Origin of the sequence: Pseudonocardia oroxyli (assembly GCF_900102195.1) — a bacterium.
In the GTDB taxonomy this organism is placed as follows: Bacteria; Actinomycetota; Actinomycetes; order Mycobacteriales; family Pseudonocardiaceae; genus Pseudonocardia; species Pseudonocardia oroxyli.
Genome location: NZ_FNBE01000020.1, coordinates 114,259 through 129,251, shown reverse-complemented (window position 1 = coordinate 129,251; position 14,993 = coordinate 114,259). Strand labels below are relative to the sequence as shown.

The 14,993-nt window shown below is 74.4% G+C and carries 18 protein-coding genes and 1 pseudogene; 10 read left to right on the top strand and 9 right to left on the bottom strand.

From position 1 onward, the window contains the following. Positions 1 to 9: 9 nt before the first annotated feature. The 4 genes from BLS43_RS25675 to BLS43_RS25660 all read right to left on the bottom strand — a co-directional run bounded on the left by BLS43_RS25675 (position 10) and on the right by BLS43_RS25660 (position 2,699). Positions 10 to 1,203 (bottom strand): MFS transporter, encoded by a 1,194-nt coding sequence (locus tag BLS43_RS25675; protein ID WP_093089267.1) that lies wholly within the window; start codon positions 1,201 to 1,203, stop codon positions 10 to 12. Then, positions 1,200 to 1,832: a GntR family transcriptional regulator gene (locus BLS43_RS25670; RefSeq protein WP_093089266.1), complete on the bottom strand. Its 633-nt coding sequence runs from the start codon at positions 1,830 to 1,832 to the stop codon at positions 1,200 to 1,202. The genes BLS43_RS25675 and BLS43_RS25670 overlap by 4 nt, the downstream gene beginning before the upstream one ends. Before the next feature lie 42 nt (positions 1,833 to 1,874). Then, positions 1,875 to 2,183, bottom strand: a complete 309-nt coding sequence (locus BLS43_RS25665) for a hypothetical protein (RefSeq protein ID WP_093089265.1) — start codon at positions 2,181 to 2,183, stop codon at positions 1,875 to 1,877. Between the two features lie 72 nt (positions 2,184 to 2,255). Next, entirely contained in the window at positions 2,256 to 2,699 is a 444-nt protein-coding gene (locus BLS43_RS25660; RefSeq protein ID WP_143030225.1) for a hypothetical protein, read from the bottom strand. Between the two features lie 291 nt (positions 2,700 to 2,990). On the opposite strand from BLS43_RS25660, the gene BLS43_RS25655 reads away from it, so the two are divergent. The 5 genes from BLS43_RS25655 (at position 2,991) to BLS43_RS25635 (ending at position 7,736) form a co-directional block, all read left to right on the top strand. Continuing rightward, entirely contained in the window at positions 2,991 to 3,500 is a 510-nt protein-coding gene (locus BLS43_RS25655) for a hypothetical protein (protein ID WP_143030224.1), read from the top strand. Beyond that, positions 3,497 to 4,570: a DNA polymerase IV gene (locus BLS43_RS25650; RefSeq protein WP_093089262.1), complete on the top strand. Its 1,074-nt coding sequence runs from the start codon at positions 3,497 to 3,499 to the stop codon at positions 4,568 to 4,570. Before BLS43_RS25655 ends, BLS43_RS25650 begins: the two co-directional genes overlap by 4 nt. A 234-nt stretch (positions 4,571 to 4,804) precedes the next feature. Next, entirely contained in the window at positions 4,805 to 6,205 is a 1,401-nt protein-coding gene (locus BLS43_RS25645) for an MFS transporter (protein ID WP_093089261.1), read from the top strand. 17 nt (positions 6,206 to 6,222) lie between these two features. Further along, positions 6,223 to 6,582 (top strand): sigma-70 region 4 domain-containing protein, encoded by a 360-nt coding sequence (locus tag BLS43_RS25640; RefSeq protein WP_245707815.1) that lies wholly within the window; start codon positions 6,223 to 6,225, stop codon positions 6,580 to 6,582. After that, the gene (locus BLS43_RS25635; protein WP_093089259.1) at positions 6,570 to 7,736 is read left to right on the top strand and encodes an MFS transporter; all 1,167 of its coding nucleotides are present in this window, start codon (positions 6,570 to 6,572) and stop codon (positions 7,734 to 7,736) included. Before BLS43_RS25640 ends, BLS43_RS25635 begins: the two co-directional genes overlap by 13 nt. Positions 7,737 to 7,779: 43 nt before the next feature. Here the strand turns inward: BLS43_RS25635 and BLS43_RS25630 are convergent, their stop codons facing one another. From BLS43_RS25630 to BLS43_RS25615, 4 genes and pseudogenes are all read right to left on the bottom strand, one after another. Further along, on the bottom strand, positions 7,780 to 8,280 hold the full coding sequence (locus tag BLS43_RS25630) for a flavin reductase family protein (protein ID WP_093089258.1): 501 nt from the start codon (positions 8,278 to 8,280) through the stop codon (positions 7,780 to 7,782). Further along, positions 8,277 to 8,924 (bottom strand): 3,4-dihydroxy-2-butanone-4-phosphate synthase, encoded by a 648-nt coding sequence (locus BLS43_RS25625; RefSeq protein WP_093089257.1) that lies wholly within the window; start codon positions 8,922 to 8,924, stop codon positions 8,277 to 8,279. The genes BLS43_RS25630 and BLS43_RS25625 overlap by 4 nt, the downstream gene beginning before the upstream one ends. Then, on the bottom strand, positions 8,921 to 9,475 hold the full coding sequence (locus BLS43_RS25620; RefSeq protein ID WP_093089301.1) for an NAD(P)H-dependent oxidoreductase: 555 nt from the start codon (positions 9,473 to 9,475) through the stop codon (positions 8,921 to 8,923). The genes BLS43_RS25625 and BLS43_RS25620 overlap by 4 nt, the downstream gene beginning before the upstream one ends. 157 nt (positions 9,476 to 9,632) lie before the next feature. Next, positions 9,633 to 10,381: pseudogene (locus BLS43_RS25615) on the bottom strand (crotonase/enoyl-CoA hydratase family protein). Positions 10,382 to 10,673: 292 nt separating this feature from the next. Here BLS43_RS25615 and BLS43_RS30235 point away from each other — a divergent pair. After that, the gene (locus tag BLS43_RS30235) at positions 10,674 to 10,847 is read left to right on the top strand and encodes a hypothetical protein (protein ID WP_176921541.1); all 174 of its coding nucleotides are present in this window, start codon (positions 10,674 to 10,676) and stop codon (positions 10,845 to 10,847) included. 196 nt (positions 10,848 to 11,043) lie between these two features. After that, entirely contained in the window at positions 11,044 to 12,513 is a 1,470-nt protein-coding gene (locus tag BLS43_RS25610) for a DHA2 family efflux MFS transporter permease subunit (RefSeq protein ID WP_245707813.1), read from the top strand. Between the two features lie 72 nt (positions 12,514 to 12,585). Here BLS43_RS25610 and BLS43_RS25605 read toward each other — a convergent pair whose 3' ends face one another. Further along, positions 12,586 to 13,089, bottom strand: coding sequence for a DoxX family protein (locus tag BLS43_RS25605; protein ID WP_093089256.1), 504 nt, complete (start codon positions 13,087 to 13,089; stop codon positions 12,586 to 12,588). Between the two features lie 166 nt (positions 13,090 to 13,255). Between BLS43_RS25605 and BLS43_RS32170 the strand changes: the two genes are divergently transcribed. The 3 genes from BLS43_RS32170 to BLS43_RS25595 all read left to right on the top strand — a co-directional run bounded on the left by BLS43_RS32170 (position 13,256) and on the right by BLS43_RS25595 (position 14,986). Further along, positions 13,256 to 13,330, top strand: a complete 75-nt coding sequence (locus BLS43_RS32170) for a putative leader peptide (protein WP_374204977.1) — start codon at positions 13,256 to 13,258, stop codon at positions 13,328 to 13,330. 100 nt (positions 13,331 to 13,430) lie between these two features. Next, entirely contained in the window at positions 13,431 to 14,300 is an 870-nt protein-coding gene (locus tag BLS43_RS25600; RefSeq protein ID WP_093089255.1) for an ABC transporter permease, read from the top strand. After that, positions 14,273 to 14,986, top strand: a complete 714-nt coding sequence (locus tag BLS43_RS25595; protein WP_093089254.1) for an ABC transporter ATP-binding protein — start codon at positions 14,273 to 14,275, stop codon at positions 14,984 to 14,986. Before BLS43_RS25600 ends, BLS43_RS25595 begins: the two co-directional genes overlap by 28 nt. Positions 14,987 to 14,993: the final 7 nt, after the last annotated feature.

Sequence of the window (14,993 nt, the reverse complement as noted above, 5' to 3'; positions counted from 1 at the left end):
CGCGGGAGATCAGGTGAGGGTCGGGAGGTGCCGTCGCGAGTGCCGGGCGATGATCGCGGTGCCCCCGGCGGCGACGACCACCAGCGCCGCCAGCAGGACCGGGTAGCTCGCCACCCCCGAGAGCAGGGCGAGGACGCTCGGGAGCAGGAACCCGACGTAGGCCAGGGCGTAGTAGACCCCGGTCAGCGCGGCGATCCGGCTCGGCGCCACCCACCGCTGCAGCTCCAGCAGGCCCGAGATCACCGCGATCCCGTAGGCCGCGCCGAGCAGCACCGCCGCCCCCAGCGCCACGACGGGTGAGCGCACCAGCGCCGCGACCGCGCTCGCCGCCAGCCCGGCGGACATCAGGACCATGCCGACGAGGACGCCGCGCGCGCTCGTCGGGCGGTCGAGGCGCTTGGCCAGGGGCTGCACCAGCGCGCCCGCCCCGAGGGTGCAGACGGTGAGCAGCGTCGAGTAGGCGAGCCCCCACGACCCCAGCCGCTCCCCCACCAGCTGCGGCAGGATCGCGTACGCCACCCCCGCGGACCCGAAGATCCACGGCGCCATCGGCAGGACGACGCGGCGGAACCGCGGGTGCCGAACCTCGGTGAACCGCGGGCCGGGCTCGGCGAACCCGCGCGTCTCCGGCAGCCGGAACAGCGGGACCAGCGCGCCGAGTGCCAGCACCGCGTGCACCAGGTACGGCAGGTGCCAGGGCCACGGCCCCCACTGCGCGAGCACCCCGGCCACGCCCGCGCCGAGCCCGAACCCCACGGTCAGCCACAGCGCGCCGCGGCGGGTCCCGGTGGCCGCCGAGTCGCCGGCCCGCACGGACAGCTCGGTCACCCACGTCGACCCGACGGCCATCGCGACCGCCACCGCCAGGCCCGTGACGAACCGGCCGGCGGCGATCGCCGGGACCCCGCCGACGGCCAGCAGCAGGCTCGCGACCAGCGACGCGACGGTGCCGGCGACCATCACCGGCTTGCGCCCGTAGCGCTGCGACAGCGCCCCCGCGCACAGCAGCCCCGGCACCAGCCCGACGACGTAGGCGCCGAGCAACGCGTCGACCGTCAGCACCGACCAGCCCGCCTCGCGGTACATGACCAGCAGCGGGGTGAACTGGTTGCCGCCCCAGCCGCAGGCGAACACCGCGAACGCGGCCGCCGCCCACCCCCCTCGTGCGCGGCGATCGTCGCCATGGCGACCATCGCCGCTCACAGGGGGCGCCGGTGGGTGCGGTCGAGGTGTCCGTGCAGCGCGGCCGCGAAGGCCGCCGCGTCCCCGCTCTCGACGACGTCGATCAGCGCCGCGTGCTCGGCGACGATCTCGGGCAGCCGCGCGGGGACCGGGCCCAGCGCGTGCACGCTCATCCGGCGCTGCCGGTCGGCGAGGGTCGCGTAGAAGCGCAGGGTGAGCGCGTTGCGCCCGGCCTCGACCAGGGTCCGGTGGAAGGCCTCGTCCGCCTCGGCGAACGAGGCCAGGTCGCCGCGCTCGGCGTGCCCGCGCTGCACCTCGAGCGCCGCGCGCAGCCGCTCGACGGCCGCAGGGACCAGGTCCGGGCGCCGCAGCAGCCTGCGCACGGCGGCGGACTCGATCGCCTCGCGGGCGTCGAGCACGTCCTCGGCCTCGCCCGGCGGCACGGGCACGACGACCGCGCCCCGCTTGGGGATCAGCGTCAGCAGGTCCTCGGCCTGCAGCCGCAGGAAGGCCTCCCGCACCGGGGTGCGGCTCACGCCGAGCCGCTCGGCGATGTCCCCCTCGCTCAGCAGGTGACCGCCGGGCAGCTCGCCGGAGAGGACGAGCTCCTTGGTCAGGACGTAGGCGCGTTCGGCCGCCGGCTGGGACACACCCCCAGCGTATCCCAGCTTGTATCTAAGTTGTATCTAAGGCTAGATCGGCGCCGCGTCCCCGTAGCGGACCACCGGGGTCGCACCGCTCAGCTCGTCACAGAGATCGGACAGCCTGCTGTCGAGGCGCTGCTGCACGCGCTCCAGCCCGTCGAGCTCGATCATGATCTCCACGGACGAGCGCGGCCCGTCGATGCCCGAGAGCACCCGACGCAGCTCGGTGCGCAGTTCGGCGATGCGCTCCCGGCACTCCTCGACGGCGCTGCGGTGTGCGGCGACGCGGGCGCGCTGGGGCGCGTCGAGCGACTCCGGAATGGAGTCGAGGCGGTCCTGCAGGCGGTGCGGGTTCACGGGCCGGCCTCCCGGTGGTGGTGGTCGCGATCACAACAGGACGTGGAGCGCTGTGATCGTCACCACACCACCCTAGCAGGCCGAGCGGCGCTGCTGCGGGATCGAGGAGAGCGCACGCAGCGCGTCGAGCTCGCGCTGGCGCTCGCGGACGAGGTCCGTGGTCAGGTGGTAGTGCCCGCGGCGGGAGCGCTTGCACACGTAGGCGCGCTGCGCGCGGGCGCCGAGCTCCTCGAGCTCGCGGGCCGCGGCCTCGGCGGAGTCGCGGTCCGGGTAGATGACCTTGCCGTCGGCGCCGACACCCTGCCTGCGCGGCGCGGTGCCCGCGATCTCCTTGCGGCTGGGCTTGCAGAACACCGGGCGCCCGGTCCCCATGAGCCGGGCGTAGCGCAGGAGCACCTTGGCGCGGTCGTGGTCCCGGACCTGCCCGATGGGCTCGAGGTCCTCCCTCGACTCCGGGGAGACCCGGGGACGGGGAGCCAGCCTGCGCACGTGGGCGAGATCCGACGGGGAGGGCACGCGCCGCTCCTGGTGGGGAATGTCGTGCCGGCAGGAGGACCGACCGGGCCCGCGCTCGTCCATCTCACCCTCCGACCTTCGGATCACGCTGTCGTCTGCTGGATCGTGCGGACCATCCTGCCCCGTTACGACTGTGGAGCGGTGTCCCACGATCGTGTCGTTTCCGCGGGCGCTTCACCCTCCGTGACCGCCGTTCGGGACACCCGGCCACTCTCCGTACCCGGATCGGTGCACAACGCTACCGACCTCGCTGCCGACATCTTATGATGCACGTCACTTCGGGGGGTGGTCATGGCGTACTCGCATGAGTGGACCGGTTCCTTCGCGCGGTCGGCGCTCGCGCCCGCCGTGTTCGTCGTCGGACCGGGGTGTCGACACGCGGTGCGGGAGTGGGTGAGCACCCGGCCCGGCCCGACGGTCACGGCCCGCGAACCGCACGGCCCCGTCCTCACCGCCTGGGCGGTGCTCGACGGCGGCGTGCTCGCCGTGGCGTCCCGGCAGCCGACCGACGGCGCCCTCGACGCCGGCCTCTACGTCGTCGGCTACGGCGCGTTCCGGCTGCTCACGGCCGAGCTCGGGATGGCGGCGCCCGCCCGGCCGCTCCCCGGTGAGCCGCTCTACGACCTCGCCGACCTGCGCGCCGCGCACCGGGCCCGACCGCCCGGCTGCCCCGACGCCCGCGAACAGGCCGAGCTGCTCGCGACCTGTGGCGACCCCGGCACGCTGCGCCGGGTGGCCACGGTCCTCACCACCCTGACGACCGCGGCGAGCACGGTCCGGAGCCGTACCCTGGCGGGGTGAGCGCCGCGGCCGAGCAGCCCGAACGGGGAGCGCGGCGCTGGGTGCTCCACGTCGACCTGGACCAGTTCCTCGCGGCCGTGGAGGTGCGCCGCCGCCCGGAGCTCGCGGGTCGGCCGGTGGTCGTCGGTGGCAACGGGGACCCGTCGTCACGCACCGTGGTCGCCACGGCGTCCTACGAGGCCCGCGCGTTCGGCGTCCGGTCGGGGATGCCGATGCGCCTGGCCGCCCGTCGCTGCCCGGACGCGGTGTTCCTGCCCGCGGACAACCCCGCCTACGAGGCCGCGTCGGCGGAGGTCATGGCCGTCCTGCGGGAGTGCGGTCGAGACGACGGCGGCGACGGTGTCGTGGTCGAGGTGATCGGCTGGGACGAGGCCTTCCTGCAGTGGGACGGGTCGGACCCCGAGCGGCTGGCGGACGAGATCCGCGCGGCGGTGCGCACGCGGACGCACCTGTCCTGCGCCGTCGGGATCGGGGACAACACGCTGCGCGCGAAGATGGCGACGGGCCTGGCGAAGCCCGGCGGGGTGCACCGGATCACCGCGCACAACTGGTTCGCGACCTTCGGCGACTCCCCCACCGGCGCCCTGCACGGCATCGGCCCCAAGACCGAGCGCAAGCTCGCGGAGCTGGGCATCCACACCGTCACGCAGCTGGCCGAGTCCTCGCCGACCGCCGTGGGCGAGCGGCTCGGGCCGCGGATGGGTCCGTACTACGTCTCGCTCGGGCGCGGGATGGGCCGCACCGAGATGGAGGGCGCGGCGTACGTCCCGCGCTCGCGCAGCCGGGAGACCACCTACGACACCGACATCGAGGACTGGGACCGGATCCGCACCGAGGTCGCCGCGCTGGCCGCCCGGGTGGCCACCGACGTGGCCGAGGAGGGCCGCGCGGTCGCCCGGGTCGGGGTGAAGGTGCGCTACCGGCCCTTCCTGACCACCACCCGCAGCCGGACCCTCGACTCCCCCACGCGCGACCCGGCCGTCCTCGAGGCGGCGGCGCTCGAGGTGGTCGACCGGTTCCGCCGCGACCGGCCGGTCCGGCTGCTCGGGGTCAAGGCGGAGTTCACATAGGGCGTGTCTCCCACTCCGCCACCACCGCTCCCGGCGCCCACGCCGCCACCGGCGGCGTTGCCGCACCGCCCGAATACGCCCGGTATGAGGGCGGCCCGGCTGCCTTGCCGGCGGCGACGTGGATCACCGGGCCCGGCGGTGCCGGAGTGGGAGACACGCCCTCGCCGATTTGCTTGTTTGTCGTCAGCAAACTTATTCTGGGGGTCCCCTTTGCAGAGCAGGTGATGGCTCCCCGTGTCCGAGGCCGTGCGCGACGCTCCCGCCACCGAGGACTTGACGCCCCACCCCCGGCGGCACGCCGTGTTCGTCGTCGTGGGTGTCGCGCTGTTGATGTTCTCCCTCGACCAGACCTCGGTCGCCACCGCGCTCACGACGCTCGGCGCGGACCTCGACGCCGACCTGGCCTGGACCGGCTGGACGCTCACGGCGTGCGCGGTGGGCCAGGTCCTCGCGCTCCCGCTCGGCGGGCGGCTGGGCGACCAGTTCGGCAAGCGCAAGGTCTTCCTCGTCGCGGTCGCCGCGTTCGTCCTGCTCTCGGCCCTGAGCGCGACCTCGACCAGCATCGCCCAGCTGATCGTCTGCCGGTTCGCGCAAGGCGTCGCGGGCGGCGTGATACTGCCCGCCACCAGCGGCCTCGTCGCCTTCCACTACGGCCGCGAGCGGGACCGCGCGCTGGCCCTGTTCACCAGCGTCTTCCCGATGGGCTCGATCGCCGGGCCGGTGCTCGGCGGCCTCATCCTCACGACGTGGTCGTGGCACGGGATCTTCCTGGTCAACGTCCCGATCGGGATCCTGCTCGTGGTCGCGGGGGCGCTGCTGATCGGCGAACCACCGCGCAGGCGCCCCGAGAAGGTCGACGCGGGCGGTATCGCCCTGCTGCTGGGCACCCTCGTCTCCGGGATGGTCGCGATCACGCTCGTCGGGTCGACGACCGGCGGGGGTCTCGCCCCGGTGCTCGTCGCCGTGTGCGGGGTGCTGGCCGTGGTGAGCGGCTGGGCGTTCCTGCGCCACGCCCGCGTGCACCCGGACCCGGTGATCCCGCTGCGGCTGCTCCGCGGCGGCGGCCTGGGGATCATGAACAGCACGAACGTCCTGTTCGGCGCGGCGCTGGTGGGGTTCGGCGCGCTGCTGCCGGTCTACGCGCAGACCCGCTACGCGCTGCTCCCACTGGCGGCCGGGGTGCTGCTCACGGCCCGCGCGGTGGGGACCATCGCGTCGTCGGGGATCGCGGTGGCGCTGCTGCGCAGGCTCGGGCACCGACCACTGGTGCTCACCGGGTTCGGGCTGATCATCTCCGGTCTGCTGGTGGTCGCCGTCCCGCCTGCGGGGACCTCGCCCGCGGTCTGGCTCACGGTCGGCGCCGTGCTGTGCGGCCTCGGGATGGGCCTGGCGGGCCCGGCCGCGAACAACGCCGGCATGCACCTGGTCTCCGACGAGGTCACGGCCGTCAGCGGGCTGCGGATCATGTTCCGCCAGATGGGCGGGATCGCCTCGGTCTCGGTGATCACCGCGGTGCTCTCCGCCAGCGCCGAGCCGGGCCGGGCGGGGGGCGTCGCGTTCGCGGTGCTGGCGGGCCTGCTCGCCGCCGCCGCCGTCGGGATGTCCCGGATCCCCAACCACCGCGGCCGATGGTGACACCTACGCTCTCCCCCGTGGAGACCTGGACCGCCGCCGAGTGCGCCGAGGCCTGGGGCGTGCGGCCCGGGACCTGGGCCGGGTACGTCTCGCGCGGCCAGGCACCCGCCCCGCTGCCGGACACCGACCCCAAGCGGTGGTCCGCGGCCGAGGTGCGGGAGTTCCCCCGGCCCGGGGTGGGCCGCTCGCGCGCGGGCGCACGCCCCGAGGCCCGGTCGCTGCTGGCCGAGATGGAGGCCGTCGCGGAGCGGATGGAGGAGCTGCGCGCCGAACAGCGCAGGCTGCTCGTGGCCGGGCGCGACGAGGGACTGGAGATCAGCCCGATGGCCAAGGCGCTGGGCATCTCCCGCCAGACCGCCTACTCGTGGCTGCGGTAACCCGCGAGCCCGACGGCGGGCGGCGGGCGCTGCGGCTGCTGCGGCTGGCCGTCGCGACGTCGAGCCTGGACCGGTTCGCGATCTCGCCCCTGCTCGTCGCCATCGGCCTGGAGCTCGGGGCGTCGCTGGCCGAGGTCGCGGTCGTCGCGTCCGGCTACTTCGTGGCGTACGGCCTGCTGCAGCCGGTGTGGGGCATGCTCGGCGACCGGATCGGGCTGGTCCGGGTCATGCGGATCGCGCTGCTGGTCGCCGGGGTGGCCGGGCTGGCCTCGGCGTTCGCGCCGTCCGTCGCCGCGCTCGCGGTCCTGCGGACGGTCACCGGCGGCTGCTTCGGCGCCGTGAACCCCGCCGGGCTGGTCTACATCGGCGACACCTGGCCGGGCGGGGTGCGCCAGCGGGCGCTGATGCAGCTTGCGGCCGCGACCTCGACCGGCATCGCGGTGGCGACGGCCGGCGCGGGCCTGCTCGGCGACCTGACGGGGTGGCGGGTGGTCCTCGGCGCCACGGCGGTGATCGCGTTGGTCCTCGGCACCGTGCTGCGGACGCTGCCCGAGCCCGTCCGCGACCGGCCGTCGGGGCCGCTGCAGGCGCTCGCGACCGTCGTCCGGAGCGGGTGGGCGTGGGTCGTGCTCGCGTTGGCGTTCACCGAGGGCGCGGTGGTGGTCGGGGTGCTGACGTTCGTCGCGCCCGCCGTCCAGTCGCTCGGGTACGGCGCCACCGTCGCCGGGTTCGCCGCGGCGGGCTACGGCGTGGGCGTGATGCTGACCGCGGGCGCCGTCCGGCCCCTGGTCGGGCGGCTGTCCGCGGCCGCGCTCGCCGGCATCGGCGGGGCCTTCCTGGTGGCGGCGTGGGCCGTGCCCGCGGTGGCCCTCACCCTCCCGACGGCGGTCGTCGGGGGTCTGCTGCTCGGCGCAGGCTGGGCGTTCCTGCACTCCACCCTGCAGAACTGGGCCACGTCGGTGGTGCCGCAGGCCCGCGCGGCGATGATCGCCCTGTTCGCCGCGAGCCTGTTCCTGGGCAGCGCCGCGGGCACCGCGCTCGCGAGCGGGGCGGCGGACGCGGGGGACTTCACCGCGGTCTTCCGGGTCGCGGTGCTGGTCACCGGGGTCCTGGCCGTCGCGGCCCCCCTCGCGCTCCGCGCCCGTGCGCGGTAAGTGGTGCTCTGGCACCACTTACCGCGCACGAGCGCCGGAGGCGCTACGCGACCCGGACGAGCTCGCGGAAGGTGCTGGCGTGGAAGACCAGCGGTTCGTCCGCGGGCAGCGCCCGGGCCGCGTGCACGCGCAGCAGCACGATCTGGTGGTCACCGGCGGGCAACAGGTCCTCGACCGAGCAGTCCAGCTGGGCGGGCGAGCCCTCGACGAACACGGCACCGTCGGCCGTGGTGGCCAGGTCCAGCCCGGCGAACCGGTCGCCGGTCTTGGAGGCCAGCTGTCGGCAGGCGACCGAGTGCGCCGACCCCAGCACGCTCACCCCGAGCCGGGGCAGGTCGGCGAGCTTCGGCCAGGTCGAGGACGTGTTCTGGATGCAGAAGGACACCAGCGGCGGGTCCATCGACACCGAGGTGAAGCTGCTCGCGGCGAGCCCCACCGGCCCGTCGGGCCCCTGGGCGCAGACGGCGACGACCCCGCTGGGGAAGCAGCCGTAGAGGGTGCGGAGGGCGGCGGTGTCGAGGATCGGGTCGGCGGGCCACGTCATGGCAGGTTCCTCTCGGGCACGGGGACGGGCACGGTCAGCAGGGGGACCGAGGTCGCGTCGGCGAGCGCACGCAGCCCGGCGGGTCCGAGCGGCTCCCCCGCCGCGTCGAGGACGTCGGCGAGCACGGCGACCGGGGGCAGCCCGGCGCGGGCGCAGAGCCGCACGGCCGCCTCGGCCACCGCACCCGCGGGCGTCGGGCGGACCTCCGTGCCCGCCAGCTCGACGAGGACGTGCCCGGGCACGACCAGGTCGTCGGGGCCGGTCGCCGGGTCGGCCAGCATCCGCAGCGTCTGCGCGCGGGAGGCGGCGCTGATCCCGGTGCCGGTGCCGACGCCGTCCACGGACGCGGTCTGCAGGTTGCCGCGCCGCGCGCGGTCGACACCGGACATCGGCGGCAGGCGCAGGGCGTCCGCCCGTTCCGGCTCGACGACGGCGCGCAGCAGGCCGGTGCTGTGCCGCACCGCCCACGCGACACCGTCGGTGGTGGCGGTCGCCGCGGCGAGCAGCACGCAGGCGGACCCCGCGGAGCCGACCATCGGAACACCGCCCTTGGCCGGGCCGAGGACCAGGATCGGGCGGCCGTCGAAGAGCGCCTCCACGATCGGTGAGGACGCCGCTCGGTCGGCCCGCAGCGCCGCGGTCACGCCGCACCGACCGTGGTCCGGGCGCCGGCGACGGCGCGGAGCGCGGGACCCCACAGCCCGGCCCAGTCGGCGAGCTGCGACTCCAGCTCCCCCGACTCGATCGCGGACTCGAGGACGTAGACGCCCCGGGTGGGGCAGGAGGCGCCGATCTCGACGAGCACCGGCCGCAGCTGCTCCTCGACCGCGAGGCTGTGCAGCGGGGCCGCGCCGACCATCAGCGGCACCGTGGCCAGCGCGCGCAGCTCGTCCCGCCCGAACTGGTCCAGGAAGGACTTCAGCAGGCCGGTGTAGGACGCCTTGTAGACCGGGGTGGCCACCACGAGCAGGTCGGCGTCGAGCACGGTGGCCTTGGCGGCGGCCACGGCGGGGTCACCCCAGCTGAACAGGCCGGCCGCCAGCTCGGCGACCTCCACCGTCGACACCGCCGCCGCCGGCGCGACCGCCGCGGCCACGGCGTGGCCCGCGGCCGCCGTCCGGGAGCCGACCTTCGGGTTCCCGACGACGACCGTGACCCTCTCCACCGGTCCGGTCGAACCTTCGCACTCGCTCATGGCACCCATGGTCACCCCGGGGCCGCGTGTGTGGAGTGACTGCGGTGTCACGAGTTCTTTGCGCTACCCGAGACCGACGGTCGCCCGGCGTCCGCGCAGCTCAACGCGTCGGGGCCGGACGATCACGCCGTCAACCGCCGGTCCACGCGGGCCCGGGTCAGCGCCCCTTCCACACCGGGGGGCGCTTCTCCGCGAAGGCGGTGGCCCCCTCCTTGGCGTCCTCGGACGCGAAGACCGGGCCGGTGATCGCCGCCTGGTGGGCCCACATGTTCTCCCGGGTCCAGTCGACGGTCTGCTGCGCGACCGCCTTGGTCGCGGCGACGACGAGCGGGCCGTTGGCGGCGATCGTCTCGGCGAGCGCGAGCGCGCCCTCCTCGGTGACCCGGTTGACCAACCCGATCTGCGCGGCCCGCTCGGCCTGCAGCGGGTCTCCGGTGAGCAGCATCTCCAGGGCGTTGGCGGGCGGGATCCGCCGGGGCAGGTGGACGGCGTCCCCACCCGCGGCGACCAGCGACCGTTTCACCTCGGGCACGCCGAACCTCGCGGTCGTGGCCGCCACCACGAGGTCGCACGCCAGCAGCAGCTCGAAGCCGCCCGCCAGCGCCCATCCTTCGACCGCGCCGATGAGCGGCTTGCGCGGCGGGGTCTGCGTGATCCCGCAGATCCCGCGCCCCTCGATCGCCGGGCTCTCGCCGCGCAGGAAGCCCTTGAGGTCCATGCCCGCGGAGAACACGCCGCGGGCGCCGGTGAGGATGCCGACCCTCAGCTCGTCGGACGCGTCGAGCTCGTCGACCGCCGCGGCGATCCCTGCGCCACACCGAGGTCGAGGGCGTTCTCCGCCTGCGGACGGTTGATGGTGATGACCTGCACCGCACCTCGGCGCTCGACGAGGACCTCGTCCGACACGTTGCCTCCCACGCTGGATCCCGAGTCGATCTGAACGGACGTTCTGCGCCGAGTCGACCACGACTGCGGCCGGGGTCACAACCGTTCGTCCCGCCCAGGGCCGGACGAGTGGCGCGCGCCACCCTTCCGGCGTCCGACACGCCACCGCCCGTCCCTCGTCCGTGGGGATTCGACTCCGGACGGTGGACATCTCTTGCCCCAGAGTGACCGACCGGGCGATCATTCGTGGGCACGGTCCGGGCACGAGGCGTGACGGAGCGTCAGGTTGTTCGGCGAGAGTAGGGAGAGCGGCATGTCGGGTGAGCAGGATCCGCACAGTGACTACGGCTACGACCTGGCCCACGAGCTGACCATCGCCCTGCGGCTGCCGCAGCGGCGGACGCGGACCACGGTCTCCGTGCCCGCCCAGGTCCTGCGCCGCGAACTGGACCTCGACGTCGAGACGCCGGAGGGCGCGGGCGCCTGACGCCGCTGAGAGTCCCTCAGCGCGGGAACGTGGCATGACGTAATGCGGCCGGGGCCGCGGGCGACAGCCCGGGTGGCCCCGGCCGTCGCGTCGACGGCCACGTCGGGGGCCGCGGCACTGTGAGGGCCCCTTGTCCGAGACGTCCGAGACGCGCGAGGCGACAGCGCCACCCGCACCACCGGCACCCCCGCCGCCGGTGCACGGCGAGAAGCTCGACCGGGCCGTGCTGGCCACCGCCGGTGTGGTCGTGCTGGGCGCGCTCATGTCCATCCTGGACGTGACCGTCGTCAACGTCGCGATCAACACCCTCGCCCGGGACTTCGACACGTCGCTGACCACGATCCAGTGGGTCGCCACGGGCTACACCCTCGCGCTGGCGACGGTCATCCCGCTCACCGCGTGGGGCGCCGAACGGTTCGGCACCACGCGGCTCTACATGATCTCGATCGCGCTGTTCGTGCTCGGCTCGGCGCTCGCGGGCACGGCCTGGGACGCCGCGTCGCTGATCGGCTTCCGGGTGCTGCAGGGCCTCGGCGGCGGCATGATCATGCCGCTGGGCATGACGATCCTGACCCGCGCCGCGGGGCCCCATCGCATCGGCCGCCTGATGGCCGTCATCGGCATCCCGATGCTGCTGGGCCCGGTGCTCGGCCCGGTGCTCGGCGGCTGGCTGGTCGACGACTACTCGTGGCGCTGGATCTTCTTCATCAACCTGCCGATCGGGCTGCTCGCGCTCGTGCTCGCGGCGCGGATCCTGCCGCGCGACACCCCGGGCGGCCGGGCCCGGCTGGACCGCGTCGGACTGCTGCTGCTCTCCCCCGGTCTCGCCCTGCTGATCTACGGCCTCGCCGAGTCCGGTGCGAACGGGGGCTTCGGGCACGTCCAGGTGATCCTGCCCGCGGTCGTGGGCGCGCTGCTCGTCGCGGGCTTCGGGTGGCACGCGCTGCGCACCTCCCATCCGCTCGTGGACCTGCGCCTCTACCGCAACCGGGTGTTCGCCGCCTCCAGCGGCACGCTCATGCTCGTGGTGATCGCGGTCTTCGGCGGCATGCTGCTGATGCCGCTCTACCTGCAGCTCGTGCGCGGGGAGTCGCCCCTGGACACCGGGCTGCTGATCGCCCCGCAGGGCCTCGGCGCCATGCTCGCCATGCCGATCGCGGGCCGGCTCGCCGACCGCACCGGCATCGGCCGCTTCGTGCCGATCGGGCTCGCGCTCGTGGCGGGCTCCTACACCTGGCTGTCCGTCCAGCTGGCCGCGGACACCCCGTACTGGCACCTGTCGATCGCGCTGTTCGTCACGGGCGTCGGCATGGGCTTCACGATGATGCCGACCATGACCGGCGCGCTGCAGACCATGCCGCGGGCGTCGATCGCCGGGGCCAGCACGGCGCTGAACATCACCCAGCAGGTCGCCGCGTCGTTCGGCACCGCCGTGCTGTCGGTGGTCCTCGCGACGACCATGACCGGCAGGCTCGGCGGCGCCGCCGCGGGCGGCAGCATCGGCGACCTGGCGGCCTTGCCGCAGGACGTGTTCGCCCGGATCCAGCCCGCGCTCGCGGAGTCCTTCGGCCACACCTTCCGCATCGCCGCGATCTTCGTGGCGCTCGCCTTCGTCGTCGCGCTGGTCCTGCTGCCCAAGCGCCGCCCGGCCGCCCCGGTCGAGTAGCGGCTGCGCCGCTCGTGCGCGGGAAGTGGTGCCAGAGCACCACTTACCGCGCACGAGCGCCGAAGGCGCAGATCAGGGCTTGCGCCAGAAGGCCGCGAGCTGGGCGGCGGCGCCCGCCAGGCCCAGGCCCGCCGCGACGGCCGCGCGCTGCCCGCCGGTGAGGCGGCGGTCCAGGCCCGCCGCGTGGTCCACGCTGAAGCGGCCCGGGCCGATCGCGGCCAGCGCCACCGCCGCGGTGGCCAGGTTCGTGACGTACTCCCAGCCCTCGGCGGTGATGAAGAACCCGTTGGGGACGTGCACCGAGCGGGCCGCCACCCCCATCGTCCCGACGACGGCGGCCGCGGCCAGCGGCGTCCCCGCCCCGGCCAGGAGCAGCGCCCCGGACCCGATCTCGACCACGGCACTCGCCTGCGCCTGGAGCTTCGGCTGCCGGAACCCGATGGACCCGAACCAGCCCGCGGTGCCCTCCAGGGAGCGCCCGTGCTTCACCCCGTGCGCGATCATCGTCCCGCCCACCGCCGAGCGCAGCAGCAGACTCGCGATCTCTCGTCCCACCCGGTTGCGTCGCCGTCCCATGGAAGCCGTCCCCTCGTCGTCGCTCAGGTTTCACACCCTACGCACGGACCGAAATGTCCGGACGTCCTCGACCCGTTCCCAACAGGCAGAACACTTGCTGTGACCGGGTCCGCAATCCCAACTCCTGAGGTTGGGTATCGGGACGATCGGCGCTACCGTCGCTCCCATGACCGGCGTTCTGCTCACCACCCGGGGTCACATCGACCTCGGGCGCGTGGCGTCGGCACTCTGTCCGCGCTGACCGCCCTCGTCGGACCAGGCCGCGCAGCACGCGGCGCTCCACCAGGGTGCCCGGTGCGTGAGACAGGCTCCCGGGTGCCCGCTCGCCCCTAGGGACACCCATGACCACGACGCCCGAGCGGGCCCGTGTGCAACCACCGTCCGAGCACCCCGAGCGCGGCCCCGTCGAGACGGTGACGTTGCGCGCCGAGGCCGACGCCCGCCCCTCCCGCATCCCGCGCTGGGCCCTGAAGACCCTCTCCCCGATCGTGCTGATCGCGCTGTGGCAGGTGCTCTCGAGCGTCGGGATCCTGGAGGACGACACGCTCGCCTCGCCACTCACGATCGCGCAGACCGCCGCCGGCATGTGGTCGGACGGCACCCTGCAGAGCGCCGTGCTGACCTCGGTGTTCCGGGTGGTCGTCGGGTTGGCGATCGGGTTGGTCGCCGCCCTCGTCCTCGCCACCCTCGCTGGGCTGTTCCGCGTGGGCGAGGACGTCATCGACGCCCCGATGCAGATGCTGCGCACGGTGCCGGTCATCGGCCTGATCCCGCTGCTCATCATCTGGTTCGGCATCGACGAGCAGCCGAAGATCATCCTGGTCGCGCTGGCCGCGACGTTCCCGCTCTACATGAACCTCTACGGCGGCATCCGCAACGTCGACTCCTCGCTGATCGAGGCCGCCCGCACGCTCGGGCTCGGCTGGTTCGGCCAGGTGCGGCACGTGATCCTGCCCAGCGCGATGCCCCAGGCGCTGATCGGGCTGCGGTACGCCCTGGGCACCGCCTGGCTGGCGCTGGTCTTCGGCGAGACGATCAACGCCACCTCGGGCATCGGCTACGAGATGAACAAGGCCCGCGAGTTCTTCGCGACCGACATCATCGTCGTCTGCCTCGCGCTCTACGCGATCCTCGGCCTGGTCGCGGACATGATCGTGCGTGCACTCGAGAGGGGGCTGCTGTCGTGGCGACCGGCGTTCAGCGGGAGGTGAAGGCGGTCGAGGTCCGCGGCCTCACCCGGCGGTTCGGCGACCGGGCGGTGATCCAGGACCTGGACCTGGACATCGCGCCGGGCCAGTTCGTGGCGCTGCTCGGCGCCTCGGGGTGCGGCAAGTCCACCCTGCTGCGGATCCTGGCGGACCTGGACAAGGACGTGTCCGGCGAGGTCACGGTGGCCCGCAAGCGCGCCGTCGGGTTCCAGGCCCCGCGGCTGATGCCGTGGAAGCGGGTGTGGCGCAACGTCGTCCTCGGCCTGCCCGGCAGGCCGGACCGCGAGCGCGCCGTCGCCGCGTTGACCGAGGTGGGCCTCGCGCACCGGGTCGACGTCTGGCCGAAGGTCCTCTCCGGCGGCGAGGCGCAGCGCGCCGCGCTGGCCCGCGCGCTGGTCCGGGAGCCGGACCTGCTGCTGCTCGACGAGCCGTTCTCCGCGCTCGACGCGCTGACCCGGATCACCGCCCGCGGGCTGGTCGACGAGGTGTGGCAGCGGCACGGCTGCGCGGTCCTGCTCGTCACCCACGACGTCGAGGAGGCGCTGGCGCTCGCCGACCGAGTCCTGGTCATGCAGGACGGGAAGATCGGCTACGACTCCCCCGTGGAGATCGACCGCCCGCGAGACGTCACCGATCCCGAGTTCCAACGCCTGCGCGCCGAGCTGCTCGCGCGCCTCGGCGTGCACTAGGAGGAGA

Excerpts from the sequence above, each read along its gene's own strand:
- BLS43_RS25605 (WP_093089256.1), bottom strand. The coding sequence starts at position 13,089 with ATGGGACGGCGACGCAACCGGGTGGGACGAGAGATCGCGAGTCTGCTG.
- BLS43_RS30235 (WP_176921541.1), top strand. The coding sequence starts at position 10,674 with ATGTCGGGTGAGCAGGATCCGCACAGTGACTACGGCTACGACCTGGCC.
- BLS43_RS25600 (WP_093089255.1), top strand. The coding sequence starts at position 13,431 with ATGACCACGACGCCCGAGCGGGCCCGTGTGCAACCACCGTCCGAGCAC.
- BLS43_RS25630 (WP_093089258.1), bottom strand. The coding sequence starts at position 8,280 with ATGACGTGGCCCGCCGACCCGATCCTCGACACCGCCGCCCTCCGCACC.
- BLS43_RS25620 (WP_093089301.1), bottom strand. The coding sequence starts at position 9,475 with ATGAGCGAGTGCGAAGGTTCGACCGGACCGGTGGAGAGGGTCACGGTC.
- BLS43_RS25655 (WP_143030224.1), top strand. The coding sequence starts at position 2,991 with ATGGCGTACTCGCATGAGTGGACCGGTTCCTTCGCGCGGTCGGCGCTC.